This window comes from Streptomyces sp. NPDC001903 (assembly GCF_042891345.1).
In the GTDB taxonomy this organism is placed as follows: Bacteria; Actinomycetota; Actinomycetes; order Streptomycetales; family Streptomycetaceae; genus Streptomyces.
The window spans coordinates 343,231-368,731 of the sequence record NZ_JBIASZ010000008.1; the positions used below are offsets into that span (position 1 = coordinate 343,231).

The window sequence follows — 25,501 nt, forward strand, 5'->3', positions numbered from 1 at the left end:
TCCCTCTCCCTTCCGTCCCTCGTCCGCCGCCTCCGACCGGCTGGATCCGGCCGTTTCGCGGGATGCGGCCCACGGCCTCGCACGGGGCCCGCGGACGGGTGCCGACAACGGTGGCCGGGGACCCGGCGTGGCCGCGCCGGAGAGCACGGACCTGCTGGTTTCGGCCATATTCCGGAGCGTCAACCTCCAAGCGCCGTCCGGATCATGACCTGCTGTCAAGAGCCGCGCGTATAGACGCTAAGATTCCGGGCCGTTGTCATATGATCATTCGCTTTCGATCGTTTGAGGGTTCTGATGGTTCGCGTGGGATCGTCGCCCGGAAGTCCAGGGCCCACCTCACCCGTCGTTTGGGCGCTGCCCGCCCTGCTGACCGCCGCCGCCGCGGTGATCGCCGTGGTGCAGGTGTCCGCACCTGCCCGCACCCCCGTCGCCTGGATGGGAGCCGTCGCCTTCGTGGCCGTCGCGCTGTCCTGCGGTGAGGCCGCCCGGCGCGGCAAGGCGGTCGCCGCGCTGCGGGCGACGGTCGCCGCGCAGGAAGCGGCCCTGCACCGGCAGCAGGCCGAGACCGTACGACTCGCGCAGGAGCTGCTGCCCGACGTCGTGGAGCGGCTGCGCAAGGGCGAGTTCCCCGAGGAGGTGCTCGCCTCCCTGGAGGAGCTCGAAACTCACGGGCCAGGCCTGGCACCGGAGTTCAGGGCGGCCCACCAGGCCGTGCTGCGCTCGGTGCTCGAAGCCGTCGTCGCCGAGGAGGACCTGCGCGACTCCGCCCAGCGCGCCTTCGTCAACATCGCCCGCCGCGTCCAGGCCATCGTGCACCAACAGGCCCAGGAACTGCGGGAGATGGAGGACCGCCACGGCCGCAGCCCCAAGGTCTTCGGCGACCTCCTGCGGCTCGACCACGGCACGGCCCTCATCGGCCGCCTCGCCGACTCCATCGCCGTGCTCGGCGGGGCCCGGCCCGGCCGCCAGTGGAGCAAGGCCGTCCCGCTGTACAGCGTGCTGCGCGGCGCCATGTCGCGGATCATCGACTACCAGCGCGTGGAGCTGCACTCCGTCTCGCAGGTCGCCGTCGTCGGCCCCGCCGTCGAACCGCTCATCCACGCGCTCGCCGAGCTGCTGGACAACGCGACCCGCTACTCCCCGCCGCAGACCCGCGTCCACCTGACCGCCGTCGACGTGAACTCGGGCATCGCCGTCGAGATCGAGGACGGCGGCGTGAGCATGAGCGAGGAGGCCCGCAAGCGGGCCGAGCGCATGCTCCGCCAGGCCCAGCAGGGCATCGACCTCACCGACCTCGGGGAGACCCCGCGCCTGGGCCTCGCCGTGGTCGGCCGGCTCGCGCAGGCGTACGACTTCCAGGTCTCGCTGCGCGCTTCGGCGTACGGCGGCGTCCGCGCCGTGCTGATCATCCCGCAGTCGCTCATCACCACGGCCGCCGCCGCCACCGGCGTCGCCCACGGCATCGGCACCGCCTCGGGCCCCCGTGCCGCCCTGGCGCCCGCCACCGGCCGGGCCGGCGCCGAGTCCGCCGCCCCGGACGTACGGCCGGAGCCGGCGCGCCCGGTCACCGGCCCCCGGATTCCGGCCGCGCCCGACGAGGTACCCGCCGTGACCGAGCGGACCCCTGGCGGCCTGCCGCAGCGCCGTCGCAAGACCCGCGCCGTGGCGCCCGAAGCACCCGCGCCCGCAGCGGGCACCGGCACGGCCGCCGGCGACCGGATCGTGGCGGCCGCCGAGGCGGCCGCGGACCGCGCCGGACACGGGTACGCGGAGGAGACCGGGTACGCGTACGGATCGGGACGCGCGCCCGATCCCGCGCCGGAGCCGCAGCCCGAGGTACAGCCCGGGATGTGGCTGGCCGCCTTCCAGGGCGGCCTGTCGGGGGACAGCCAGACCGCCGCGACGCGGAGCGGCGCAGCAAGCCAGAACACGGATGCCTCGCCGGCCTCGGCGAGCAAGGGGGAACAGCCATGAGCCAGCAGCAGACCAATATGGACTGGATGCTCAAGGACCTGGCCGAGGGCGTTCCGCAGACCCGCCACGTCATCGTGCTGTCCGCGGACGGCCTGCGCATGGCGCAGTACGGGGCGGAGACCGACACCGCCGACCGGCTCGCCGCGGCCTGCGCCGGACTGCAGAGCCTGGCCGGCGCCGTGGCCACCGAACTCCCGGGCAGCAGCGGGCGGATGCGGCTCGTCGTCATCGAGATGGACGGCGGCTTCTTCTACCTGATGGCGGCCGGGGCCGGCGCCTTCCTCGCCGTACTGGCCGACGAGGGCGTCGACGCCGGACTGATGGGCCAGCGGATGCGCGACCTCGTCGCCCGGATCGGAGAACACCTGAGCAGCCCGCCGCGCCGCGACGGGCAGCCGGCGTGAGCAACCCGGGCGGGGACTGGGAGGACGGCACTCCCGAGCGGCTGTACGTGATCACCGGCGGCCGCAGTGGCGATTTAGAACCCAGCCACCTCGACCTCGTCACGCTGATCATCGCCAAGTCGGGGCCCAAGCCCGGGATGCAGCCGGAGCACGCGGCGATCATGCGGTTGTGCCAGTCGCCGCTCTCGCTGGCCGAGATCTCCGCGTACCTCGGCCTGCCGGTGAGCGTGGTCACCGTACTCCTCGGTGACCTGCTCGCCGCGGGCCACGTGCTCTCCCGCCCACCCGTCGCCCCCGCCAAACTCCCGGACCTGGCACTGATTGAGGCAGTCATCGATGGACTTCGAAAGCTCTGACCGGGCCACCGTGCCCCGGCGCGAGGACGCGCTGCCGGCCACGGCCGCCGCCGCAGTCAAGGTGGTGATCGTGGGCGGCTTCGGGGTCGGCAAGACGACCCTGGTCGGCTCGGTCAGCGAGATCCGGCCGCTCACCACCGAGGAGACGATGACCCAGGCCGGGGTCGGCGTCGACGACACGGCGGGGGTGGAGCGCAAGACCTCCACCACCGTGGCCATGGACTTCGGCCGCATCAGCATCAACCAGGAGCTGGTGCTGTACCTGTTCGGCACCCCCGGCCAGGAGCGCTTCTGGTTCCTGTGGCGCGGCCTGTTCGAGGGCGCGCTCGGCGCGGTGGTCCTGGTCGACACCCGCCGCCTGGAGGTCAGCTTCGACGTGATCGGCCGGCTGGAGGAGCGCGGGGTGCCCTTCGTGGTCGCCGTCAACTCCTTCCCCGACGCGCCCGAGCACCCCCTGGAGGAGCTGCGCACCGCCCTCGACCTGCCCGCGTCCGTACCGCTCGTCTTCTGTGACGCGCGCCGGCGCGATTCCAGCCGCGACGTCCTGATGACGCTGATGCGCTACCTGCACTCCCTCGCCGCGACCCCGGAGGCATCGTGAGCACCACCCCCACCCACCAGCCGGGTCCGGCCGCCCCGCCACCCGGCTGCCCCGCCCACCGGCTCTACGGCCCCGAGGCCGAGGCCGACCCCATGGGCCTGTACGAGAAGCTGCGCGCCGAGCACGGCGCGGTGGCCCCCGTCCTCGTCCACGGCGACCTCCCCGCCTGGCTGGTCCTGGGCCACCGGGAGAACCTGGACGTGGCGCGCACCCCGTCCCGGTTCACCCGCGACCCGCGCCACTGGCGGGACCAGCAGGAGGGCAACGTCCCGCTGGACCACCCGCTGACCCCGATGACCGCCTGGCAGCCGGTGTGCCACTTCGTCGACGGCGTCGAGCACGAGCGGCTGCGCGGAGCCCTCACCGAGTCGCTGGAGCGCTTCGACCGGCGTGGTGTGCGCCGGTACGTGAAGCGCTTCGCCGACCAGTTGATCGACGCCTTCGCCCAGTCCGGGAAGGCCGACCTGGTCGCGGACTTCGCCGAGCCCCTGCCGATGCTGGTGATGACCCAGCTCGTCGGGGCGCCGGAGTCCTACGGACCGCGCCTCGTCGAGGCCGCCCGCGACATGATCCGGGGCACCGAGACGGCCCTCGCCAGCAACGAGTACGTCGTGGTCACCCTGCGCGAGCTGGTCGCCGCCAAACGGGAGCAGCCCGGGCGGGACTTCACCACCTGGCTGTTGGAGCACCACACCGCCCTCGGCGACGAGGAGATCGTGGAGCACCTGCGGCTGGTGCTGATCGCCGCGTTCGAGACGACGGCGAACCTGATCGCGAACACCGTGCGCATGGTGCTCACGGACCGCCGCTTCCGCGCGAACCTCTCCGGCGGGCACATGACGCTCCCGGACGCGCTGGAGCAGGTCCTGTGGGACGAGCCCCCGCTCATGACGGTCCTCGGACGCTGGGCCACCGGTGACACGGAGCTGGCCGGGACGCCGATCAAGGCCGGGGACATGCTGCTGCTCGGGCTCGGGGCCGCCAACCTCGACCCCGAGATCCGGCCGGACGCCACCCTGCCCGTCCACGGCAACCGCTCGCACCTGGCCTTCAGCAGCGGCCCGCACGAGTGCCCCGGAGCGGACATCGGCCGCGCCATCGCGGACACCGGCATCGACACCCTGCTGACCCGCCTGCCCGACCTGGAGCTGGCCGTCCGCGAGGACGAGCTCCGGTGGAATTCCTCGCTGATGTCCCGTCACCTGACGGCGCTCCCCGTACGGTTCACCCCGCGCGGCGCCACCGTCACCGGGTCCACGCCCGTTCCCGGCGCCGAGCGGCCGGCCTCCCGGCCGCCGTACGCGCCGCCGCCGGCCTCCCCCGTCGCGGGGGAGCGGCCGGCGGGCCGGGGCTCCTGGTGGGCCCGGCTGCTCGGCCGCCGCTGACCCCGGCGGAACCGGCGGCGCCCGGCAGGGGCCCGGCGCCGCCGCCCTCAGCGCGAGGGCGCGTCGAGCTGCTGCCACCACCAGGCGAGAGCCGGGATCGGCAGCGGCTCGAGGCTCGGGTCGCTGGGTGCGTCGCTCCAGGTGATGTCGAACGAAGCCCCCTCCACGGGCAGGGCGTTGCGGTTGCGCGGGCTGGCGTAGCGCAGGGCGCCGTTGTGGTAGGCGGTGTCGCCCGAGACCCAGTGCTCCACCGAGTCGAGGTGGCGGGCGAGCTGCTCGTCGGCGCCCCGCGCCAGCTGCTCGCGCAGCCGGGCGAACAAGGTCACCGACCGGTCCCGCAGCCCGTACACGGCGGGCAGCGCCTCGGCGGGCGTACAGCCGTGGTGCAGGGCCAGTACGTTGACCAGGTTCTGCTCCAGCGGCTCCTGGTGGTCGTCCTTGTTGTACGAGAACACGTCGTTGTCGCAGGCGACGATGAACCCGGCGGCGTCCGTCAGGGCCTGGACGGGTGCGGAGTACAGCACTTCGCCCGGTACGTGGATCCCGTTCGCCACATCGCACCAGGTCAGCAGGAACCGGGTCGCGCCGACCGAGACGCGGGTCGCCGCGAAGTCGTTGAGCCCGGGCATGACGCCCTGCTCCTCGGCGGCCGTCCGCGCGGCGGCGCCGAGGATCCAGTCCCGGAGCCCCTCGACGAGGCGGTGCAGCTGCTCGGGGGCGAGCATCTCCCGGGTGCGCGCCACCAGGTCGTCCAGCGCCGCCGTGTACGGCCCGGGCGGCAGCAGGCCGGAGCCGGGCACCTCCAGGGTGCGGATCATCCGCGCTCCGTGGTCGGCGACGGCCGCCGTCCGCGCGGGGCCGGAGCCGGAGTCCTGCCAGTCGTCGGCGGCGAAGGCCCAGTAACACCACTGCGAGAAGAGCAGCATCGGCTCGACGTCGCCGAAGGGGACGATCCGGCTGACCATGTCGGCGCTTCGCGTGGCCAGCCCCCAAGCGCGCTCGGTGGCGTCCGGGTAGAGGCCGAAGGCGTCGATCCACGCGACGGACCGCTCTTCGAGCTCGGCCGCCTTGGGATGGATCAGATCCCTCTCGAACGGCCAGTAGAAGGGCGGCAGCGGCCAGCCGATGCGGGAGGGGCGGGTGTTGTCGCCGTACGCGGGGGGCATCGGTCAGCTGCCCCCGCCCAGGCGGAACATCAGCAACCGGGTCTCGAGCGCGTGGTCGCGCCAGATGCGGAACAGCTTGCCGTGCGTGATGGTGGACTCCTGGAGTCGTTCGCGCGACCAGGCGGAGGGGACGCCGGTGCTCTCGACCCGGTCCAGCTCGGCGGTGTTCCAGGCCATGGACTGCACCCAGAACTCGGCGACCCGGTCGGTGACGTCCTCGTCCTGCTCCAGCTCGAAGCCGGCCGCCTCGGCGGCGGTGAGGTACTCGGTGAGGGTGCCGAGGCGCGTCTTGTAGTAGCCGTCGATGAACTCGGTCCACTCGGGCCGGCAGATGAAGTGCTCCTGGATGCCGAACCAGCCGCCCGGCTTGAGCGACTGCGCCACGACCTGGAACAGCCGCCCGCGGTCCATGTAGCCGGAGCTCTCGTTGGCGTACGCGGCGTCGTACTTCCGGTCGGCCGTGAAGGCGTGCACGTCGGCCAGGAGGGGGGTGACGCGGTCGCCGACGCCGGCCTGGCGGGCGAAGTCCTGAATCACGGGTATGTGATCGGCCGCGACGGTGAGCCCGGTCACCGTCGCGCCGTGCTCCTGAGCCCAGTAGAGCGAGCCGCCGCCGACACCGCAGCCGATGTCGAGGACGCTGCCCGGCGGGGTGGCGTACGCGCCCCAACTGCGGGCGGCGTGTTCGACGATGGCTTCCTGGGACTCCACGATGCGGCGCTTGAGCACGCGTTGGGAGACGGTGGTGTTCGGCGTGGCGCCCGGGCCGAACAGGCCCATGTGGAAGTGGACCCGGGGGCCGGGGCCGTACTTGTGGAGGATGTCCGCGGTCTTGCGGCTGTAATAGAGCGGCACTTGGCTCTCGTCGAACTCCTGGCCACCAGCGGGGGTCTGGATGACAAGGTTCCTGTCCATCGATTCTCCGGTCCTGCGGTCGCGTGGGGGTGTTTATCGGCCGCCCCACTCTGCCCGTAAGCGATCGATAAAAGTCATCCATCGCTCGGGTGATGAGCATAACCACAGCTGAAACGGCAACAATTCCGGCCATTTGATGTCACGTCAGGTGTGATCCAGGCGGGTAAGCGGAATACATGTCGCGCCGTCAGGCGGAATGCGGGCAAGGAAGTCGGGTTTGGCGGTGGCCGGACGGCCGACGCGCGCGGAATGGGAACGTGAGTGCGAATTTCGCGGAATCCCGGCCCGAACCGAATGCGCGCTCAGGCGCCCGGCGTCGGCGCCGGCTCCGGCAGCCGCCGGGCCAGGGCCCACGCCAGCAGGGGGAGGACGGCCAGCGGGAGCAGGGCCGTCCGTACGGAGGTGGCGTCCGCGAGGGCGCCGATGAAGGGGCTCGCCAGGCCGCCCACGCTGACCGTCAGGCCGAGCGTGACCCCGCTCGCCGTCCCCATCCGGGTCGGCAGGTAGTCCTGGCCCAGGGTGACCTGGAGCGAGAACGGCACGTACAGGGCCGCGGCCGCCAGCGCCGCGCAGACGTACACCAGGGGGAGGGGCAGGCACAGCACGCCCACGACGGCGGGAGCGGCCGCGGCGTACGCCCGGCGGACGGTGGCGACCCGGCCCCGGCGGGCGGCCAGCCGGCCGCCGAGCAGCGTGCCGCCCGCGCTGCCCGCGAACAGGGCGGACAGGGCCAGTGCCCCCGCGCTCTCGCCACCGCCGCGCTCGCGCACGTACAAGGCGATGAACGTGCTCAGCCCGATGAACGCCACGGACCGGACGACCACCACCAGGCAGAGCCGCAGGAACGCCCGCCGGTCCTCCGGCCCGCGCGCCGCGGCCGACGCCGCCCCCGGTCCCCCTGCCCGCTCCCGGACCGGCTCGGGGCGGTTCAGTACGACGCCCAGCGCGGCCGGGACCGCCAGCAGCCACCAGCCCGCCGGCCCGGGCACCGACAGGGCCCCGAGGACCAGCAGCGGGGCGCAGGCGAAGCCGATGTTGCCGCCGAGCGCGAACCAGCTCATCGCCGTGTGCCCGGGGCCGCCCGCCGCGGTGCGCACCAGCCGGGCGGCCGCCGGATGGTAGGCGGCCACGCCCAGCCCGGACAGGGCCACCGCGGCGACGGTGGCCGGATAGCCCGCGTCCGCGCCGACGAGGGCGATGCCCAGCCCGGCCGCGGCCGTGCTCAGCGGGATCAGCCACGGCATCGCCCGGCGGTCGGCCAGCGCCCCGAACAGCGGCTGGACCACCGAGGACAGCAGCGAGGCGGCCAGCACGATGCCGGACGCGGCGGCGTAGCCGTACGCACGCTCGGAGACCAGGAAGGGGACGAGCGCGGCGACGGCCCCCTGGTAGACGTCCACGCAGGAGTGTCCGGCCGCGTAGGCGGCGATGCGGCGGCGCCGCACGGGGGGTGTCCCCGTGGCGGCGGGCGGCTCGGGAACGGTCTTCGATGAGTTCACCGGTCGAGAATCGCCCGTACCGCGAGCGGCCCGCTTCCGATAAATTGCCCGGTGATGCAGAAAATCCGCCACACCCCCAGGGCTGCGACGAGCATCCGCGCGCTCGACACCCACGTCGGGATCGATCCGCACCGGCACGACGACCACCAGATCGCCTACGCCGGTTCCGGGGTGCTGTCCGTCACCACCGACGCCGGAACCTGGGTGGCCCCCACCACCCGCGCCCTGTGGATCCCGGCCGGGACGGTGCACGAGCACCGCGCCTACGGCCGCACCGACCTGCACTCCGTCGGCCTGCCGACCCGGCTCAACCCGCTCTCCCTCGACACCCCCGCCGTGATCGCCGTGGGCCCGCTGCTGCGCGAGCTGATCCTGGCCTATACGCGGGCCCCGGAGGACGACGGCCCCGAGCGGCGGCGGATGCTCGGGGTCCTGCTCGACCAGCTGCGCGCCGCGCCCCTGCAGCCCCTGCACCTGCCCGCGCCCGCCGACCCCCGGCTGGCGGCGGTGTGCGCCCTGCTGCACGCCGATCCCGCGGATTCCCGCGGGCTGGCGGCGCTGGGCGCGGCCGCCGGTGCCGGGGCGAGCGAGCGGACGCTGAGCCGCCTCTTCCGCTCCGAACTCGGCATGACCTTTCCCCAGTGGCGCACCCAGCTGCGCCTGCACCAGGCGCTGCGGCTGCTCGCCGTCGCCACCCCGGTCACCGCCGTCGCGCACCGCTGCGGCTGGTCCTCCGCGAGCGCCTTCATCGACGTCTTCCGCCGCGCCTTCGGCCACACCCCCGGCAACCACCCCGGCCGGCTGCCGTGAACCGGGTAGGTCGGAATGATCTTTCGCATGCCGGGCCACGCCCCATACTGGCCGGTGTGAAGACCGAAGACGGCGCAGACGACACGGCCCTGTTCACCACCGAGGGCCACACCGGGGTGATCACCCTCAACCGCCCCAGGGCGCTCAACGCCCTCACCCACCCCATGGTGCTGCGGATCACCGAGGCGCTGACGGCCTGGGAGCAGGACCCCGCCGTCGTCCAGGTCCTCATCCGCGGAGCCGGCGAGCGCGGCCTGTGCGCCGGCGGGGACATCCGTGCCATCCACGACGACGCGAAGGCCGGCGGCGACGCCTCCGAGGGCTTCTGGCGCGACGAGTACCGGCTGAACGCGCGGATCGCCCGCTACCCGAAGCCGTACGTGGCCCTCATGGACGGCATCGTCATGGGCGGCGGAGTCGGCCTCTCCGCCCACGGCGCGGTGCGCGTCGTCACCGAACGCTCCCGCGTCGCCATGCCCGAGACCGGCATCGGCTTCGTCCCCGACGTGGGCGGTACGCACCTCCTGGCCCGCGCCCCCGGGGAGCTCGGCACCCACCTGGCCCTGACCGGGGCCGCCGTGGGCGCGGCCGACGCACTGCAGTGCGGGCTCGCCGACCACTTCGTACCCGCCGCCCGGCTCCCGGAGCTGAGCGCGGCGCTCGCCGGCGCACCCGCCCGCGAGGTGCTGCCGCGCTTCGCGCAGCCGCCCGCGCCGGGCGAACTGGCCGGGTGGCGTGCCTGGATCGACCGCTGCTACGCCGCCGACACCGTCGAGGAGATCGTCGAGCGGCTGTCGGCCGAGGGCGATCCGGCCGCCAAGGAGGCCGCCGAGACGATCCTGGCGAAGTCCCCGACCTCGCTCAAGGTCACCCTGGCCGCCCTCCGCCGGGCCCGCGGACTCCGCTCTCTGGACCGGGTACTGGAACAGGAGTTCCGCGTCTCCTGCCACGCCCTGCGCACCCCCGACCTGGTGGAGGGCGTACGGGCGCAGGTCGTCGACAAGGACCGGAGCCCGAGCTGGTCCCCGCCCGGGCTGGCCGACGTCACCGACGCGGACGTGGAGCGGTTCTTCGCCCCGCTCGGAGAGGACCGCGAACTCCGGCTGCCCTGAAGGCCGTCGGCTGCCGACCCGGTCAGCGGTAGCCGCTCACGTCGGCCGGAAGGCCGCGGTCCTGGACCTCGACCAGGTACCGCCAGGCGTCCGGCCGGCTCCCGTCGAGGTCCGTGAACCCGTACGCGCGGGCCAGCTGCGCGCTGGACACCGACTGCCCGTTCCAGCGCGCCACCTCCGGGTCCGCGGCGAGCGCGGCCACGGCCCGCCCGACGTAGGAGGGGGTCTCGGAGATGGCGAAGTGCGGCATCCGCTCCAGCGCGTCCCGCCAGTTCGCCTCGGTCACCCCGAAGTTGTCCAGCATCATCTCCGAGCGCAGCCAGCCGGGCGTCAGCGCCACCGCCGTCGCCCCGCGCGGCCCCAGCTCGTGCCCGAGGGCGAACGCCATGCGCAGCACCGCCGACTTGGCGAGGTCGTAGAAGAACGAGACGCGGTAGTTGGCCGCGTTGTACTCGGCCGTGCCGTCCGTCATCTCCACCACCAGCCCGCCCGGCCGGCGCAGGAGCAGCGGCAGCGCGAAATGGCTGGTGATCGCGTGGGTGTCCACGGCGAGCCGCAGGATCCGCAGCCCGTTGTCCAGGTCGTGCCCCCACACCGTGCCGTCCCACTCGAACAGCTTCTCGCCGCCCCAGATGTCGTTCACCAGCACGTCCAGGCGCCCCTGCTCGGCGTCGATCCGCCCCACCAGCGCCTCCACCTCGGCGGGCACGAGGTGGTCGGCGACCACGGCGATGCCGCGCCCGCCCGCCGCCGTGACCAGCTCGGCCGTCTCCTCGATGGTCTCCGGCCGGTCGTACTCCGAACGGCTGCCGCGGGTGCTGCGCCCCGTCGCGTACACCGTCGCGCCCCGCGCGCCCAGCTGGACCGCGATGCCCCGGCCCGCGCCCCGCGTCGCCCCGGCCACCAGGGCGACCTTGCCTTCGAGAGTCCGCCGCTCATCCGCCATGCCCCGACCCTATGCCGCCGCCGCACGCCGGGCACGGCGCCACGCGCGCCCGGACGGCCCGCGCGAGGGCCCCGCCCATGGCCGGATCGGCGGCCTTTCGACGCGGCCCCGCGGGTGGGTACGACTGGGGTCCCGGACCTGCCCCTGACCCGCGGAGGCGTACGCCCGATGACCACTGCCGGCATGACGAGCTTCGACGAGATCTACGCACTCCCCGACCCGCGGGGGTACTTCGCCCGGCTGGCCCCGTACGCCTACCAGACCCCGGGCCACGCCCAGCCGGTGTTCCGCGCCCTGGCCGGCGAACTCCCCCCGGAGCGGCGTACGGTCCTCGACGTGTGCTGCTCGTACGGGATCAACGCCGCGCTCCTCAACCACGACCTGACCCTCGGCGAGCTGTACGCGCGCTACACCTCGCCGGCGGCGGCCGGGCTGACCACGTCCGAACTCGCTGACCGCGACCGCGAGTTCTACGCCGCGCGGCGCCGCCCCGACGCCGTGCGGGCCGTCGGCACCGACGTCTCGGGCCCCGCCCTGGAGTATGCGGTGGCCGTCGGACTGCTCGACGAGGGGCACCGCGTGGACCTGGAGGCCGAAGAGCCGGGGGAGCGGCTGCGGCGCTCGGCCGCGGGCGCCGGCCTGATCACCGTCACCGGCGGCACCAGCTTCCTCACCGGACGCACCTTCGCCCGCCTGTTCGCCGCCGTAGGCGGGCCCGTACCGGTGGCCGCCTTCGTCCTGCGCACCCACGACTACCGGCCGATCTCCCGCTGCCTGGAGTCGTACGGACTCACCGTCGAGCGCTCCGCCGCCACCCGGCCGCAGCGGCGCTTCACCGACGCGGGCGAGCAGCGGCGCGCGGTGGCCGCCGTCACCGCGCTCGGGGAGGATCCGGCCGGCAAGGAGGCGGCGGGCTACTTCCACACCCGTCTGCACCTGGCCCGTTGACCCTCCCCGACCGGCCGCCCGAGGGCGCTGCCGGAACGGACTTGTCCAACCCGCCCTCCAGGCCGCACTGTTGCCCGAGTCCCGCCCACTCGCCCAGACGGTCAGGAGACCCGGCTTGTCACCCGACAGCGCATCCGCGCCCGCGTACGCCATCGATCCCGCGGGCGGCTGCCCGCACGCCCTCAACGCCCGGCTGCGCGCCCGGGGCGCCGTCGCGGACGTGGTCCTGCCCGGCGGGGTGCCCGGGGCCGTCGTCCTCGGACACGAAGCGCTCAAGGAGTTCCTCGCCCACCCCGACGCGGCCAAGGACGCCCGGCACTTCCCCGCACTCCACGACGGCACCATCGCCCCCGACTGGCCGCTGCGGGTGTTCGCCAACGCCCAGGGCATGCACACCGCCGACGGGGCCGACCACCGCCGGCTGCGCTCCCTCGTCGGCAACGCCTTCACCGCCCGCCAGGTGGAGCGGCTGCGGCCGCGCGTGGAGGAGCTGACCGCCGGACTCCTCGACGACCTCGCCCGGGCGGCCGCCGAGGCCCCCGACGGGGTGGTGGACCTGCGTTCCCGCTTCGCGCTGCCGCTGCCGATGAGCGTCATCTGCGAGCTGCTCGGCGTCGACCCCGAACACCGGGAACGGCTGCACCACCTGTCCCACACGGTGATCATCGCCACCGACACCACCCCCGCCGAGGTGATGGCCGCCGTACGCGAGCTCGTCGAGCTGATGGGCACGATCGCCGCCACCCGCCGGGAGGCCCCCGGCGAGGACCTGACCAGCGCGCTGATCGCCGCCCGCGAGGACGACGGCGACCGGCTCAGCGAGGCCGAACTCAGCGGCACCATGCGGCTGATGCTCGTCGCCGGCCACGAGACCACCCTCAACCTGATCGGCAACGCCGTGCGCGCCCTGTGCACCCACCGCGACCAGCTCGCCCTGGTCCTGGAGGGCAAGGCCGGCTGGTCCGACGTGGTGGACGAGACCCTGCGCTGGGACGCACCCGTCAGCTGGTTCCCCTTCCGGTACGCCGCCCGCGACCTCACCGTCGACGGCACCGTGATACCCCAGGGCACCCCGGTCCTCGCCGCCTACACCTCGGCCGGCCGCGACGAGGCCTTCCACGGCCCGGACGCCGACCGGTTCGACGTCACCCGCCCCGGCGCCGCCCGCCACCTCTCCTTCGGGCACGGCGCGCACTACTGCGTGGGCGCCCCGCTCGCCCGGCTGGAGGCCACCATCGCCCTGGAGCGGCTCTTCACCCGCTTCCCCGACCTCGACCTCGCGGTCCCCGATCCCGAACTGCCGCACCTGCACAGCTTCATCGGCAACAGCGTCGAATCCCTCCCGGTCCGGCTGGCCTAGGGGGTGTCGTCAAAGTAGCTTCGTCCGCCCGTGAGGGCGGGGCCGGCGGGGTCTGGTGCGTGTGATCGCAAGGCGGAGGAGAGAGGCGACGCTCGCGTCGTCGACCGACGACAACGCGGCGAGCGCGCGTGCCGGACCCCGCCGGCCAGAAGGGACTTTGACGACACCCCCTAGGCCGTGTCTTTCGGATCATGCCGGGCCCGCGGCCTTCGGATCGGGCCGGCCGCGGCCCCGGCGTCAGCCGCGGCCTTCGCCGGGCGGCGAGAGCTCCGTGCTCAGCCAGGCCAGCGCCTGCGGATACATCGACGTCCAGGTCTGGAAGTTGTGGCCGCCGGACGGGCGGACCAGGGTCTTGACCCGGACCCCGGTGCCCGCCGCGGCCCGGCTGAAGGCCTCCAGCTGCGCCGGCGGGCTGTCCTTGTCCTGCGCCGAGGTGGCCAGGAACAGCCCGACATCGGCCCCCTTGGCCTGCCGGACCAGCCACAGCGGGCTGTTGCGCTCGCGCAGCACCGGATCGGGCAGCACCTCCGGGTCACCGGCCAGCGGATCCGGGTCCAGGGCCGCCCCCGCCCGGAACACCTTCGGGTACTGGAGCGGCAGCTTGACCGCGCAGAACGCCCCCGTCGAGACCCCCATCAGCCCCCAGCCCCGGGGCTCGCGCAGGGTACGGAAGTTCTTCGCGACGAGGTCCGTGACGTCCTCCGCGAGCCAGCCGGCCACCTTCCGCGTCGGCGTGTTGCTGCAGTCGGTGTTCACCCCGCCGGGGTACACGTCCGGGATCACCACGATGAACGGGTGCGCCGCGCCCAGCCGGACCAGCTGGTCCAGCGTCCCCGGCATGCCGCCCAGATCGATCCAGGTCCGCGGTGACCCCGGATACCCGTGCAGCAGCATCAGCACCGGGAAGCGGGTCTTCTCCGCGCCCGGCGCCCGGTACTCGGGCGGGGTCCACACGATCACCTGCCCGGCGAGTTTCGAATGCGAGCCGCGGAAATAGGTGCTCTGCGTACCGTCCCCGCCCTGGGTGAACTTGGCCCGACCCGGCGGCGGCCCGGTCATCGCCGACGCGTTCTGCGCGTTCTCCGTGCCCAGCAGGTCGTTCCACGAGGAGTAGAGCCCGTAGCTGCCGTTGATCCACGTCGCGATCACCGCGATCGACGTCAGCTGGCACAGCGCGATCATCAGGACCCGCACCGGCCAGCGCACCCACCCCGGCCCGGGGATCCGGTTCCACAGCAGCAGCGCGGCGAGCATGGCGAGCACGGTGACGCCGATGAGGGTGACGAGGAACGACGTACTGGTCAGCTCCACGAGGGCCGGCTCCTGACGTGCGGGTCGGTTTCCCAGGGTGTCCGCATCATGCCTTCCTCCCGGGCCCCGGACGGACACGCACCGGCACCGAGTGCCACCCGGTCGCCCCGTCGGGCACGGTCCCCCTGCGCTCACCCGTCTGCACGGCGCCCGTACCGTCCGTGGCCCGGACCTCCAGGGTGTGCTGCCCCGGCGTCGCCTCCCACACCCAGACCCACTGCCGCCAGGTGTCCTTGCCGTCCGCCGCCCCGAGCCGGGCCTCCTGCCACGGGCCCCCGTCCACCCGCACCTCCACCCGGGCGATGCCCCGGTGCTGGGCCCACGCCACGCCCGCCACCGGCACCGGCCCCTCCTGCGGTGCGGCGCCCGGGCGCGGGGTGTCGATCCGGGACTGCGTCTTGACCGGGCCCTGCTGGGCCCAGGACCGGCGCACCCAGTACGCGTCGTACGCCGCGAAGGTCGTCAGGCGCAGCTCGGTCAGCCACTTGCACGCCGAGACGTACCCGTACAGACCCGGTACGACCATCCGTACGGGAAAGCCGTGCGCGAAGGGCAGCGGCCCGCCGTTCATCCCGACGGCCAGCAGCGCGTCCCGGCCGTCCATCACCGTCTCCACGGGCGTGCCGATCGTCATCCCGTCCACCGAGCGCGACACCAGCTGGTCCGCCGGACCGCCCTGCGAGGGCGGCCGGACCCCCGCCTCGCGCAGCAGGTCGGCCAGGCGCACGCCGAGCCAGCGGGCATTGCCCGCGTACGGGCCCCCCACCTCGTTCGACACGCAGCACAGGGTGATGTCGTGCTCGACGAGCGGGCGGGCCAGCAGCTCGCGGAACCCGAATTCGAGCGGGTTCGAGACGCCCTCGCCGTGGATGCGCAGCCGCCAGGTGTCCGCGTCCACCCGGGGAACCACGAGGGCCGTGTCCACGCGGTAGAAGTCCCGGTCGGGGGTGATGAAGCGGGAGATCCCGGGGACCGGCAGCTGCGCGCCCGGCGGCACCGGCGGCGCGGGCACGGCCGGCTCCGGCAGGACCAGATCCGACCGCGAGGCCGTCGCCCCGGCCGAGCCGTAGGCGCCGAGCCGCCGCCCCGCGTACCCGATCCCCGCCGAGGCCGCGAGGGCCACGGCGACCAGCCGCCCGAAGCCGCGCCGGTCCATCGACCACGCACCGCCCGGCGGCGCGCCCACCGGGCGCGGTCTGGTCAACGCGCCGACCAGCAGGTGGAGCACCGCGGCCGCGGCTGCGCCGCCGACCAGCGAGGGCAGTGCGTCGTGCCAGGTCGCCCCCGGCCGGCTGAGCGCGGCCGCCGCCCCGACCAGCCCGAAGCTGCCGGCGAGCGCGATGCCGGCGGGCAGGTGCCGTACGGCGAGCACCCCGGCGGCGACGGCCACGGCCCCCAGGACGAGGACGATCCCGAGGGCCAGCAGCAGCTTGTCGGCGGTGCCGAACTCGCGGATCGCCCATTCCTTGACGCCCACCGGCGTACGGTCGACGACGGCCCCGCCGACCGCGGTGACCGGAGAGGCCTCCGGGCGGACGGCCGCCGAGGCCAGTTCGGCCACGGCCAGTCCGGCGCAGGCGGCGACCAGTCCGCAGACGGCGCCGCCCAGGACGCGGCGGCGGCGCCCCGGGTCCGCCTTCACACGGGTGGTCATGAGCAAGTCACCGTCCGCCGGGAAGCTGGGCTTCCAGTGTGACTCCGGCCGGGGCGGACCCGCGGCCGGCCACGCCGGTTCGGGTCAGCGCACGGTTTCGGACCGGTGCACCGGCGCCGGCGGCGGCGGCACCCAGCGCCCGGTGCGCGGCGCCTTCACCCCGTACTCCGCCTTCAGCTCGGCCGGGATGGCGTGGTGCATGACCCGCCCCCGGGTCAGCGAGGACAGCTCGAAGCCGGCGAGCAGCGAGCCCGCCTTGTCCAGCGCCCACTCCGCGAGCGGGCTGCTGTCCTCGAGGGTCTCCAGCAGCCCCAGCACCACGGGGACGGCCCTGGCCGCCGAGTCCCAGGGGCTGCGGGGGACCTCCAGCCAGTCGCCGATGGTGTCGCCGACCAGGAAGCGGACGGTGGCCGGGACCATCGGGTCGAAGAGCGTGCCGGGGACCACGTCCTCGTACAGCCGCAGCAGCTGGGAATTGAGGACCACGCCCTCGGGGGAGGGGCCGAGGTGGCGCCGCAGGTAGAGGTCGCAGTACGCGCGGGCCTCGGCGAGGTCCTGCGGTACGGCCGCCATGTCGCAGCCCAGCAGGGCGGCCACGACCCGCCAGGCGTAGTAGTAGGCCTCCGCGCCCTCCTCGCTCATGTGGATGCCGAGCCGGTGCATGGCGTCGAGCACCAGCAGCGAGAAGAAGGTCTGCCCGGCGATCATGTCCTCCTGGCAGATGGGCATGCCGTCCCGCTCCACGTCCCAGTGGCCGCCGTGGCGCAGGTGGTGGCGGACCGCCGCGTGCAGCAGTCGGACCTTCTGGGCGGCCGGGACGAACTTGCTGCCCTGGGCGAAGGAGTCCGTCCGCATGAGGTACGTGACGAACTGGCCGGTGTTGGCCATCCGGCGGGAGGGATACGCGAGCGAGTGCGTCGAGGACAGCAGCCGGGCCATGCGGGGGACGGCGTAGCTGACGGGCATCGCGGCGAACGACAGGCCGGTGTTGATGTGGGCGGCGTTGTCCATGAAGAACAGCCGGGCCTGCTCCATGACGTCCCAGTCGACCCAGGCCGGGGGCAGGGCGGTGGCCTCGAAGTAGCCGCGCGCGGAGGCCGGGAGCCGTTCGGGGAGCGGATCCCCGGCGGTGGTGAAGAACCGCATGAGCGTGTTGAAGTCGCCCACCTCGCCGCGGCGGAACAGGGCGGCGACCGTCTCGTCGGCGAGCGGGTCGCCCTGGGCGGACAGGGCGTCGAGGGCGTCGTCGTCGTAACGGGGGCACGGCGGGGCGGAGGGGTTCTCGGCGGTGGTCACGTGACTCGTCCTTCTCGTGTGTACGGTCGGGCGCCGCGGCTACAGCGAGCGCTCGGCGGCGGTGCCGGCGAGCTCGCGCAGCGCGGACCGCGCCTCCGCGGGCATCGGTACGGCGTCCAGCGCGTCGGCGGCCCGGGCGATGCGCTCCCGGATCATGTCCTCGACCTGCTGCCGGGCCCCGCAGCGCTCCATCAACGCCCGTACGGAGGCGGCCTCTTCGGGGCCGAGGTCGGGCCGGCCGACCAGCTTCGCGAGCAGTCGCCGCTCGTCGGCGTCGGCCGCGGCGACGGTCAGGGCGAGCAGCGCGGTCGGTTTTCCGTCCCGCAGGTCCTCCACGTTCGACTTGCCGGTCCTGGCGGGGTCGCCGAAGGTGCCCAGCAGGTCGTCGCGCAGCTGGAAGGCCTCGCCGAGCGGCAGCCCGTACGCGGAGAAGGCGTCGAGCAGGGCGCGCGGGCCCCCGCCGAGGGTGGCGCCGAGGTGCAGCGGTCGCTCGACCGTGTACTTGGCCGTCTTGAAGCGGGCCACCTCCAGCGACTCCGCCACCCGCGGGAGCGGCTCGGCCCGGGTGCGGAGCACCTCCAGGAACTCGCCCGCCATCGTCTCGCGCAGCAGGGTGGCCCACAGGGGGACGGTCCGGGCCAGGTAGGCGCCGGGCAGCCCGCAGGAGCTGAAGACGTGACCGGCGTAGCCCATCAGCAGATCGCCGAGGATCATCGCGAGGGAGGTGGAGCGCCGCCCGGCGGACGTACGGGCGGCGAAGGCGGCGTGCGCGGTGAGCCGGCCGTGCCGCATCAGGCTGTCGTCGATGATGTCGTCGTGCGTGCACGCGGCCGCGTGCACCAGCTCCATCGCGGCCGCGGCCCGGATCGCCCCCTCGCAGTCGGGCTGCCCCGCCGCCCGCCAGCCCCAGTACAGGTAGGCGGCCCGGATCCGCTTCCCGCCCGCCAGCGAGCGGCGCAACTGCTCGGACAGCGGGGAGAGTTCGACGTGCAGTCCGAGCAGAGCCCGCTCCTCCTCGTCGACCAGCCGGACCAGCACCTCGTCGATGCGCTCCTTGAAGCCGGTGTGGTCATGCACGGGGGTGGCCCTCGGAGGCGACCCGCTCGGCGGCCCGCCGGGCCACGGTCTCCAGGTGGTTCTCCGTGGCCGCGCCAGACCGGCGGGTGGCCAGCTCGCCGCGCTTGCGCAGTTCCACGACCCCGTCGGTGAGCAGTTCCCGCAGGTCGGAGCGGCGCAGTACCTCCTGGGCCCGGTCGGCGGACTGCCGTAACTGGTCGAGGGCCAGATCGGCGACCCCGGCGGCGAGGAGCGCCAGCAGCTCAAGGGTCACGGGCGGGGCGGCGGGTTCGCCGCCCTGTTCCGGTGCGGGCTGCGCGGGCTGCTGCGGGCGTTCCGGCTGTTCGTGCCGTGCGGACTGCCCGGGCTGTGGGGGCCGTTCGTGTCCGGTGTGGGACATGCGCGGTGCACTCCTGTTGGCGTCGGGCCGTGTGAGGGCGTCGGAAGGGGCGGCCGCCGGATGTTCCGACGGCCGCCCCTGGTGGTCGCTCCGGGCCAGTCAACCGAGTGCGCGTCCCGCGCGTCGAACCACCCGGTGGTTTCTCCCTCGCACGGGTCGTGGGATTCCCACGGCCGGGTGATGATCGGCGCATCGTCCGAACGCCACCGTCCGGGGTGGTGTAGGAGGTCAGCGGGCGGCGCCCTCCGAGGACTTGAGGGCCGCCGCGATGTCCGCCGCCAGGGCGTGCGGATCCCCGCTCGGACCGTCCGCCCCGCTCGGGTGCCGGGTGGTGCGCCGGGCCCAGTCCTCCTCGAAGGCGTGCCAGTCGATCTCCCGGGGCGCCGCCCGCCGGACCAGTGACTCCTCCAGGCTCTCGAAGTAGGCCGCCCAGCGGGGCGCGTACAACTCCGAGACCAGGCCGCTCCATTCGCGGTTCGCGTAGTCGTGGAGGAAGCCGCCCTCGCTGGTGCTGCGCCGGCCCCACACGCTGAGGATCGAGCGGGCGTCGTACTCGTACCGGTCCTGCTCGGCCTCGTCCGCGCCCCAGGAGCGCGCCGCCGCCAGCCAGTTGCCGAGCAGGAAGTCGGGATCGCAGCCCGTGATGGCGTCCAACCGGCGCTCGCCGTCGGCCCATTCGGAGGTCAGCGTGCGGAACCGGGCCAGGTCCTCGGCCTCGTACGCCGCCTTGATCTTCGGGAGCAGTACCCGCGAGTGGTTGGCCAGGGCCTGCCGGGCCGTGTCCACCAGGTCGAAGCGGTAGGCGCTCGAGCCGCGCAGCTTCGGATCCACCTTGAGCAGGTGGTCCAGGGCCCGGCGCACCCCGTCGGCCGGGTACCGCATCGACTTGGGGCTCCAGTACGCCGCGCCCACCGCGGTCAGGCTCGGCCGCGCGGTGAACAGGCTGTCCTGGGACTCCGACCACAGGCCCGAGGAGGTGCTGTACGGGCCCGTGCGCAGCTCCTCCCAGGCGGCCGCCGCCTCCTTGTCGGCCCGCCCGTAGCGGCGGGCCGCGAAATCGGCGAACCACTTGCGCTGGTCGATCGGCGAGGGCTCCCAGGCGAGATCGGTGAAGAGGTCGAAGGCGGCCGGATTGGTGCCGGTGGCCTCCGGCAGATAGGCGATGCCCTTCAGCGCGCTGCCGGCCTTGGCCCGCCAGGGGCCGAACCGCTCGATCCACACGGAGGTGTTCGCGCCGATCGTGGTGTGCCCGCCGAAGTTGTAGATCGTGCCCATCGCGTACGGGGCCCCGCCCCAGCGGGCCTCGCGGTCCAGGCGGTTGTACCGGTCGGACAGCCCGTCCAGGATCAGCAGCTTCGAGGTGTCCACCCCGGCGAGCAGCTCCGGCTTCGGACTGTCCTGCCAGCCCAGCACCGCCCACATCGCGCCGGGGTGCGCGGTGTGCAGCGCCTTCTGGACGGCCCCCGCGGCCGCCTTCACGTCGACGGTGCCCACCGTCCCGCCCTCGTGCAGCGGGCTCATCCGGTACATGCCGCTGTCCCCGAACACGGCCCGCTGCTCGGCGTAGTACGAGGCGGCCAGCTTCCCGAACACCGGGGAGGTCGGGTCCAGCCAGTCGGGCCGGTCGAAGCCCGCCCAGTCGCCCTGCGCCACCGTCTTGGCGCCCGCGTTGCGGGCGGCGAAGCCGGGCGGCACCGTCCCGAAGTAGCCGGGCAGCACCGGGGTCATGCCGAGCCCGCGCAGCTGCTCGGCGATCTGCCCGCCGAGCTCGGCGCGCTCCCGCATCAGCCGCTCCGAGACCGGGCCGCCGAAGCCGCTCAGGTTCTGCAGCAGCCACCAGCTCTGGTGGCCGGGGCCGGGGATCCACTCGCGCAGCTCGTCGGCGGAGTAGCCGAAGCCCTGGAGCGCCCGGTAGTAGGGGTACTCGGCGCCGGCCTGGACGAACACCTCGTTGATGCCGTGCAGGGCGAGCAAGTCGATCTGCCGCTGGTGCTGCTCGAAGGTGCGGTACGCGCCCGAGTAGCCGTCGTCGGTGTCGTTGAGGGCGTACCGGTGCGGGACGAGCGCGCTGCGGGTGACCGGCGCGGGTACGGCGGGCAGCCGCGCGGGCAGCATCCCGATGCTGTCGCCGGGCCAGCCGATGTCCGCCCCGGCGACGTGCTGGAGGTACCAGCCGACGCCGGTGAGCAGGGTGGCCCCGGTGGACCCGCGCACGGTGATCGCGCCGGCCGACCCGGACACGGTGAACCGGTCGGCCCCGGCGGCCGGATCGGGTACGAGGGTGAACTGGTCGGCGTGGCGCGGCAGCAGCCGCCGCAGCGCCTCCCGCGCGGGCCCGACGTCGAAGGCCCGGGGCCTGGACGCACCGGGGGAGCCGGGGGAGCCGGGGGAGTCCGGTACCGGTACGGGCGCGCGGCCCCGTACGTCTGCCACGTCGTCGGCCACGTCGGCCAGTGCGGGGGAGCCGGCGCCGAGCAGGGCCACCAGTGCGGCCAGGGCGGCGCGGCGGCGCAGCTGCGCGCGCCGCCGGCGCGGGGGCGGGGAGTTCGTCATCCGATGAGTCACCGATCCGTGGTGTGGCTCGGGTCCCGTGCCGGGGCCCGTGGGTCCGGGTCCGGGCCGTGTCTCTCGGATCGTGGCGGGCCGGCCTGATCCGAGGGACACGGCCTGGTCGTGCTGGGGCGCGGGCCGGGGGCCCGACGGGTGATCGGGGCTGCCGGCCCGGCCCGGCATCAGACGGGCAGGGACCAGGCCTGGTCGACGCGGTGCTCGCCGCAGTCGGCCAGGCGCAGCCGCTCGGCCGGGGCGTCGGGGGTGGCGGCCGCGGCGGGAGCAGTCAGGCACAGCCCGCTCACGTCCTCGACCAGCGCCCCGTCCCGGCGGTGCGTCCAGCGCTGGCCCGGCTCACCGGACGCGCAGCCGGCCAGTTCCACCACGCCGTCCTCGCCCGCCGACAGGCACTTGCCGGTCAGGCGCAGGGTGGCCTCCGGCCCTAGCACCCAGCGCTGGTCGCCGGCCGCGGTGCACGGGGAAAGGACCACCGCGCCCACCCCGGTGGTGTTGACCCCGTCCGCGCACTGCGCCCCGTTGCCGGTGATCTGCCCGGTCGGCCGGGCCTCGCCGCACCCCTCGTGCGGGGTGAGCCGGAAGACCGCGGTGTCGTGCGCGGCCACCTTCCCCGTCAGGGAGGTCGAGACCTCGGTGCTCTTGCCGCTCCACAGGTCCTTGGCGTCGACGGTGCAGGAGTAGAGCCCGATGTCGGTGAGCGGTACGGAGATGTCCCGCGCGGCGGCGGACCGGTTGAGCACGGCGACGGCGCGGTCGCCGTTCGCCAGCGGCCGGGCCAGCACCTCGAAGGTGGCGTTGGCGGAGAGCACCGCGCCCTGGCGGCCCATCGGGTCCTGGTCCAGCGCGATCAGGTCGGTGTTGCCCAGGGCGGCCAGTCCGGCCGGGGTGAGCTTGGAGACGTCGGAGGACAGGATGAACGGGGCCGCCATCATCGCCCACAGGCCCACCTGGCTGCGGCTCTCGGCCGCGGTGAGCCCGGGGGAGCCCGCGATCAGGAAGTCGGGGTCGTTCCAGTTGCCGGGGCCCGCGTACCGGCCGAGCCAGCGGTTGTACCCGTAGTTGCCGAGCACCGAGCTCCACCGGGAGGTCGCGGGCGCGGCGGCGTTGTAGACCTTGATGTCCTTGCCCTCGCGCCACAGCTGGCCGGTCTCCCCGACCCAGCCGAGGACCTTGTGCCAGTCGGAGCCGCCCCACTCGCCCTGCTGGAAGTAGGCGGGTGCCGAGGCCGAGAGCACCATGGCGCGGCCGCTCGTACGCAGGGCCTCGGCGACCGCGTTGTACGCGTCGCGGTACGCCTGCTCCTTCGTCGTCCCGGGCGGCACCCACAGGTTGCAGCCGTCCATCTTGACGTAGTCGACCTTCCAGGACGCGAACTGCCGTGCGTCCCGGGCGTAGTGGTCCGGGCCGCCGCCGTCGGGGGAGCCGCTGCCGGGGTAGCGCTCGCAGGTGAGGGAGCCGGCGTCCTCGTAGATGCCGAACTTCAGGCCCTTGGCGTGCAGGTACTCGCCGAGCCAGGCCATGCCGTGCGGGAACTTCTGCGTGTCGACGACCAGGCTGCCTTCCGCGTCCCGGCTCTTGGTCATCCAGCAGTCGTCGACGGTCACCGTGTCGTAGCCCTTGGCGGCGAGGCCGCTGGAGACGAGCGCGTCGGCGTTCGCGACCACCTTGGCCTCGTCGATGTCGCACATGTAGTGCGCCCAGTTGTTCCAGCCCATGGGCGGGGTGAGCGCGAGCGGGGCGTCCGAGGTCGCGTAGGGCTCGGCCGCCGCGGGGGCGGGGGCGAGGCAGAGGGCCAGCAGGGCGGCTGCGGTCAGGCAGGGGAGCGACGCACGCAGGCGAGGCGGCACGGAGACTCCTTGAGGTGGGGCTGCAGTGCGCTCAGTGCAGCGGTGCGACTACCCTCTGTCAACATAAGTCGATGGTTATGGCTCAATGACCAGCAATATGGCCGTAGTCGACGTCACACGATCGGGGAGGGGTGCGGGCGATACGCCGTCTGTTACAGCGTCTGATACGGTGTATCTCATGCCGAGGAGATCAGCAGCCCTGGACCGTGCGACGCCCGAGGCGATCGCCGTCGCCGCCCTGCGCCTCATCGACGAGGAAGGGCCGAACGCGCTGAGCTTCCGTGCCCTGGCCGACCGGCTGGAGGTCTCCCACGCCACCGTCCAGCGCCGCTGCACCGACCTCGCCGGGCTCCTCGACCTCTGCACCGAGCACCTCGCCGGGCAGCTGCCCGAGATCCCGGCCGGGACCGGCTGGGCCGAGGCCACCGAGGCGCGCTTCACCGCCCTGTACCGGCTGCTCGTCGCGCACCCCGGGCTGCTCGTGCTCCGGGGCGGCCGCCCCTGGCTCGGCCGCCAGCTGCTGGCCCGGCTGGTCGAGCCGGCGCTCGCCGACAGCGTGGCCGCCGGAATGACGCCCGCCGAGGCGATGACCGCGTACCGCCGCATGTACCTGCTCACCCTCGGCAGCGCCGCCTTCGTGGACCACCGGGATCCGGCCGGAGCCACCGCCGCCTCGCGGGCGGCCCTGGCCGCGCTGGATCCGGAGCGGTTCCCCGTGCTCGCGGGCGGGCTGGCCGACGTACTGCCCGCCCTGACCGACCACGAGGTGTACCACGGCGCCCTGCGCCAGCTGATCGAGGCCAACCGGCCCGCCGCCGCCTGAAGCCGCCCGAAGGGGACCCCGTCATGGAACAGCAGCTCGACTACGCCGCCGTACGCGCCGCCGCCGACCGGATAGCCGGATCGGTCCGCCCCGTCGCCGTCGTACCCGCCGCCGAGGGCCTCTGGTACGCGCTGGAGCACCTCCAGCACACCGGGTCCTTCAAGGCCCGCGGCGCCCGCAACTTCCTGGCGGCCCACCGCGACGCCGGCACCCTCCCGGACGCGGGCGTCACCATCGCCTCCGGCGGCAACGCGGGCCTCGCCTGCGCCTGGGCGGCCCGCGCGCAGTCCGTGCGCGCCACGGTGTTCCTGCCCGCCAACGCGCCGCGCGTGAAGGTGGAGCGGCTGCGCGGGTACGGGGCCGACGTACGGCTCGTCGGGGACCGGTACGCCGAAGCGCTGGCCGCGTGCGAGGAGTTCGCGGCGCACAGCGGCGCGCTGAGCAGCCACGCGTACGACCACCCGCTCATCGCGGCGGGCGCGGGCACGGTGCTGGACGAGATCCGGGCCGGGCTGGCGGGGCTGGACACCGTGGTCGTCGCGGTGGGCGGTGGCGGGCTGTTCGCCGGGGTCGCGGCGGCGGCCCGCGAGCACGGCGTACGGGTGGTGGCTGCCGAGCCGGAGAACTGCCGGGCCCTGAACGCGGCCCTGGAGGCGGGCCGGATCGTCGACGTGGCGGTGGACTCGGTCGCCGCCGACTCACTGGGCGCCACCCGGGTCTCGGCGGCCGCGCTGGCCGCCGCGCGGGACGAGGGCGTACGGTCCGTCCTGGTCCCGGACCCGGCGATCACGGCGGCCCGGCGCGCGCTGTGGGAGGAGCACCGGATCGTGGTGGAGGCGGGCGCGGCCACGGCCCTGGCGGCCGTCCGGACCGCCCCGGAGCCGCTGGGTGAGCGCGTGGCCGTCATCCTGTGCGGCGCGAACACCGACCCCGGTGACCTGACGGCCCCCGCGGCCCGGCCTTCGTCCTCCTCTTAGACGTCGTTTCTCTTGGTCAGCTGTCCTGCTGGCGCCCGAGCAAACGGCCCTGCTCCTGCTTCAGGCCCGCGAACCGGTGCCGCGCGTATGCGG

The 25,501-nt window shown here is 74.2% G+C and carries 22 protein-coding genes; 11 read left to right on the top strand and 11 right to left on the bottom strand.

The features are described from left to right. Positions 1 to 294: 294 nt before the first annotated feature. The 5 genes from ACFYZS_RS20555 to ACFYZS_RS20575 are packed head-to-tail and all read left to right on the top strand — an operon-like array spanning position 295 to position 4,720. Complete coding sequence (locus tag ACFYZS_RS20555) at positions 295 to 1,974, top strand: sensor histidine kinase (protein WP_389014244.1); 1,680 nt, start codon at positions 295 to 297, stop codon at positions 1,972 to 1,974. Continuing rightward, positions 1,971 to 2,378 carry a roadblock/LC7 domain-containing protein gene (locus tag ACFYZS_RS20560; RefSeq protein WP_030161090.1) on the top strand — a complete coding sequence of 136 codons (408 nt, stop codon included), beginning with the start codon at positions 1,971 to 1,973 and terminating at the stop codon, positions 2,376 to 2,378. The genes ACFYZS_RS20555 and ACFYZS_RS20560 overlap by 4 nt, the downstream gene beginning before the upstream one ends. Continuing rightward, the gene (locus tag ACFYZS_RS20565) at positions 2,375 to 2,734 is read left to right on the top strand and encodes a DUF742 domain-containing protein (RefSeq protein ID WP_389014247.1); all 360 of its coding nucleotides are present in this window, start codon (positions 2,375 to 2,377) and stop codon (positions 2,732 to 2,734) included. The genes ACFYZS_RS20560 and ACFYZS_RS20565 overlap by 4 nt, the downstream gene beginning before the upstream one ends. Next, the gene (locus tag ACFYZS_RS20570; RefSeq protein ID WP_389014249.1) at positions 2,715 to 3,335 is read left to right on the top strand and encodes an ATP/GTP-binding protein; all 621 of its coding nucleotides are present in this window, start codon (positions 2,715 to 2,717) and stop codon (positions 3,333 to 3,335) included. Before ACFYZS_RS20565 ends, ACFYZS_RS20570 begins: the two co-directional genes overlap by 20 nt. Further along, positions 3,332 to 4,720 (top strand): cytochrome P450, encoded by a 1,389-nt coding sequence (locus ACFYZS_RS20575; protein WP_389014252.1) that lies wholly within the window; start codon positions 3,332 to 3,334, stop codon positions 4,718 to 4,720. The genes ACFYZS_RS20570 and ACFYZS_RS20575 overlap by 4 nt, the downstream gene beginning before the upstream one ends. A 47-nt stretch (positions 4,721 to 4,767) precedes the next feature. Here the strand turns inward: ACFYZS_RS20575 and ACFYZS_RS20580 are convergent, their stop codons facing one another. The 3 genes from ACFYZS_RS20580 to ACFYZS_RS20590 all read right to left on the bottom strand — a co-directional run bounded on the left by ACFYZS_RS20580 (position 4,768) and on the right by ACFYZS_RS20590 (position 8,231). Further along, positions 4,768 to 5,886 (bottom strand): terpene synthase family protein, encoded by a 1,119-nt coding sequence (locus ACFYZS_RS20580; protein ID WP_389014255.1) that lies wholly within the window; start codon positions 5,884 to 5,886, stop codon positions 4,768 to 4,770. A gap of 3 nt (positions 5,887 to 5,889) precedes the next feature. Next, positions 5,890 to 6,801, bottom strand: a complete 912-nt coding sequence (locus ACFYZS_RS20585; RefSeq protein ID WP_389014258.1) for an SAM-dependent methyltransferase — start codon at positions 6,799 to 6,801, stop codon at positions 5,890 to 5,892. A gap of 302 nt (positions 6,802 to 7,103) precedes the next feature. After that, positions 7,104 to 8,231, bottom strand: a complete 1,128-nt coding sequence (locus tag ACFYZS_RS20590) for an MFS transporter (protein ID WP_389014345.1) — start codon at positions 8,229 to 8,231, stop codon at positions 7,104 to 7,106. 123 nt (positions 8,232 to 8,354) lie between these two features. Between ACFYZS_RS20590 and ACFYZS_RS20595 the strand changes: the two genes are divergently transcribed. Further along, positions 8,355 to 9,110, top strand: a complete 756-nt coding sequence (locus ACFYZS_RS20595) for an AraC family transcriptional regulator (RefSeq protein WP_389014260.1) — start codon at positions 8,355 to 8,357, stop codon at positions 9,108 to 9,110. 56 nt (positions 9,111 to 9,166) lie between these two features. After that, a complete protein-coding gene (locus ACFYZS_RS20600) occupies positions 9,167 to 10,222 on the top strand; it encodes an enoyl-CoA hydratase/isomerase family protein (RefSeq protein ID WP_389014263.1) in 1,056 nt (351 codons plus the stop codon). A gap of 22 nt (positions 10,223 to 10,244) precedes the next feature. Here ACFYZS_RS20600 and ACFYZS_RS20605 read toward each other — a convergent pair whose 3' ends face one another. Then, complete coding sequence (locus ACFYZS_RS20605) at positions 10,245 to 11,168, bottom strand: SDR family oxidoreductase (RefSeq protein ID WP_389014266.1); 924 nt, start codon at positions 11,166 to 11,168, stop codon at positions 10,245 to 10,247. Between the two features lie 168 nt (positions 11,169 to 11,336). Here ACFYZS_RS20605 and ACFYZS_RS20610 point away from each other — a divergent pair, with 168 nt between their 5' ends. Both ACFYZS_RS20610 and ACFYZS_RS20615 read left to right on the top strand, forming a co-directional pair. Then, positions 11,337 to 12,116: a hypothetical protein gene (locus ACFYZS_RS20610; RefSeq protein ID WP_389014269.1), complete on the top strand. Its 780-nt coding sequence runs from the start codon at positions 11,337 to 11,339 to the stop codon at positions 12,114 to 12,116. Between the two features lie 115 nt (positions 12,117 to 12,231). Further along, on the top strand, positions 12,232 to 13,476 hold the full coding sequence (locus tag ACFYZS_RS20615; protein ID WP_389014272.1) for a cytochrome P450: 1,245 nt from the start codon (positions 12,232 to 12,234) through the stop codon (positions 13,474 to 13,476). Between the two features lie 237 nt (positions 13,477 to 13,713). Here the strand turns inward: ACFYZS_RS20615 and ACFYZS_RS20620 are convergent, their stop codons facing one another. The 7 genes from ACFYZS_RS20620 to ACFYZS_RS20650 form a co-directional block, all read right to left on the bottom strand. Beyond that, the gene (locus tag ACFYZS_RS20620; protein ID WP_389014275.1) at positions 13,714 to 14,787 is read right to left on the bottom strand and encodes an alpha/beta hydrolase; all 1,074 of its coding nucleotides are present in this window, start codon (positions 14,785 to 14,787) and stop codon (positions 13,714 to 13,716) included. 46 nt (positions 14,788 to 14,833) lie between these two features. Further along, positions 14,834 to 16,441, bottom strand: a complete 1,608-nt coding sequence (locus ACFYZS_RS20625; protein ID WP_389014278.1) for a molybdopterin-dependent oxidoreductase — start codon at positions 16,439 to 16,441, stop codon at positions 14,834 to 14,836. 84 nt (positions 16,442 to 16,525) lie between these two features. Next, on the bottom strand, positions 16,526 to 17,737 hold the full coding sequence (locus ACFYZS_RS20630) for an oxygenase MpaB family protein (protein ID WP_389014280.1): 1,212 nt from the start codon (positions 17,735 to 17,737) through the stop codon (positions 16,526 to 16,528). Positions 17,738 to 17,776: 39 nt separating this feature from the next. Then, complete coding sequence (locus ACFYZS_RS20635) at positions 17,777 to 18,814, bottom strand: polyprenyl synthetase family protein (protein ID WP_389014283.1); 1,038 nt, start codon at positions 18,812 to 18,814, stop codon at positions 17,777 to 17,779. Next, positions 18,807 to 19,193, bottom strand: a complete 387-nt coding sequence (locus tag ACFYZS_RS20640; RefSeq protein ID WP_389014286.1) for a hypothetical protein — start codon at positions 19,191 to 19,193, stop codon at positions 18,807 to 18,809. Before ACFYZS_RS20640 ends, ACFYZS_RS20635 begins: the two co-directional genes overlap by 8 nt. 228 nt (positions 19,194 to 19,421) lie before the next feature. Beyond that, complete coding sequence (locus ACFYZS_RS20645) at positions 19,422 to 21,746, bottom strand: alpha-N-acetylglucosaminidase (RefSeq protein WP_389014288.1); 2,325 nt, start codon at positions 21,744 to 21,746, stop codon at positions 19,422 to 19,424. Positions 21,747 to 21,925: 179 nt separating this feature from the next. Continuing rightward, positions 21,926 to 23,608, bottom strand: a complete 1,683-nt coding sequence (locus ACFYZS_RS20650; protein ID WP_389014291.1) for a ricin-type beta-trefoil lectin domain protein — start codon at positions 23,606 to 23,608, stop codon at positions 21,926 to 21,928. Positions 23,609 to 23,786: 178 nt separating this feature from the next. On the opposite strand from ACFYZS_RS20650, the gene ACFYZS_RS20655 reads away from it, so the two are divergent. Both ACFYZS_RS20655 and ACFYZS_RS20660 read left to right on the top strand, forming a co-directional pair. After that, complete coding sequence (locus tag ACFYZS_RS20655) at positions 23,787 to 24,431, top strand: TetR/AcrR family transcriptional regulator (protein WP_389014294.1); 645 nt, start codon at positions 23,787 to 23,789, stop codon at positions 24,429 to 24,431. A 23-nt stretch (positions 24,432 to 24,454) separates the two neighbouring features. Then, positions 24,455 to 25,408 (top strand): serine/threonine dehydratase, encoded by a 954-nt coding sequence (locus ACFYZS_RS20660; protein ID WP_389014297.1) that lies wholly within the window; start codon positions 24,455 to 24,457, stop codon positions 25,406 to 25,408. Positions 25,409 to 25,501 lie beyond the last annotated feature (93 nt).

Excerpts from the sequence above, each read along its gene's own strand:
- ACFYZS_RS20555 (WP_389014244.1), top strand. The coding sequence starts at position 295 with ATGGTTCGCGTGGGATCGTCGCCCGGAAGTCCAGGGCCCACCTCACCC.
- ACFYZS_RS20560 (WP_030161090.1), top strand. The coding sequence starts at position 1,971 with ATGAGCCAGCAGCAGACCAATATGGACTGGATGCTCAAGGACCTGGCC.
- ACFYZS_RS20570 (WP_389014249.1), top strand. The coding sequence starts at position 2,715 with ATGGACTTCGAAAGCTCTGACCGGGCCACCGTGCCCCGGCGCGAGGAC.
- ACFYZS_RS20580 (WP_389014255.1), bottom strand. The coding sequence starts at position 5,886 with ATGCCCCCCGCGTACGGCGACAACACCCGCCCCTCCCGCATCGGCTGG.
- ACFYZS_RS20585 (WP_389014258.1), bottom strand. The coding sequence starts at position 6,801 with ATGGACAGGAACCTTGTCATCCAGACCCCCGCTGGTGGCCAGGAGTTC.
- ACFYZS_RS20595 (WP_389014260.1), top strand. The coding sequence starts at position 8,355 with ATGCAGAAAATCCGCCACACCCCCAGGGCTGCGACGAGCATCCGCGCG.
- ACFYZS_RS20605 (WP_389014266.1), bottom strand. The coding sequence starts at position 11,168 with ATGGCGGATGAGCGGCGGACTCTCGAAGGCAAGGTCGCCCTGGTGGCC.
- ACFYZS_RS20610 (WP_389014269.1), top strand. The coding sequence starts at position 11,337 with ATGACCACTGCCGGCATGACGAGCTTCGACGAGATCTACGCACTCCCC.
- ACFYZS_RS20625 (WP_389014278.1), bottom strand. The coding sequence starts at position 16,441 with ATGACCACCCGTGTGAAGGCGGACCCGGGGCGCCGCCGCCGCGTCCTG.
- ACFYZS_RS20640 (WP_389014286.1), bottom strand. The coding sequence starts at position 19,193 with ATGTCCCACACCGGACACGAACGGCCCCCACAGCCCGGGCAGTCCGCA.
- ACFYZS_RS20645 (WP_389014288.1), bottom strand. The coding sequence starts at position 21,746 with ATGACGAACTCCCCGCCCCCGCGCCGGCGGCGCGCGCAGCTGCGCCGC.
- ACFYZS_RS20655 (WP_389014294.1), top strand. The coding sequence starts at position 23,787 with ATGCCGAGGAGATCAGCAGCCCTGGACCGTGCGACGCCCGAGGCGATC.
- ACFYZS_RS20660 (WP_389014297.1), top strand. The coding sequence starts at position 24,455 with ATGGAACAGCAGCTCGACTACGCCGCCGTACGCGCCGCCGCCGACCGG.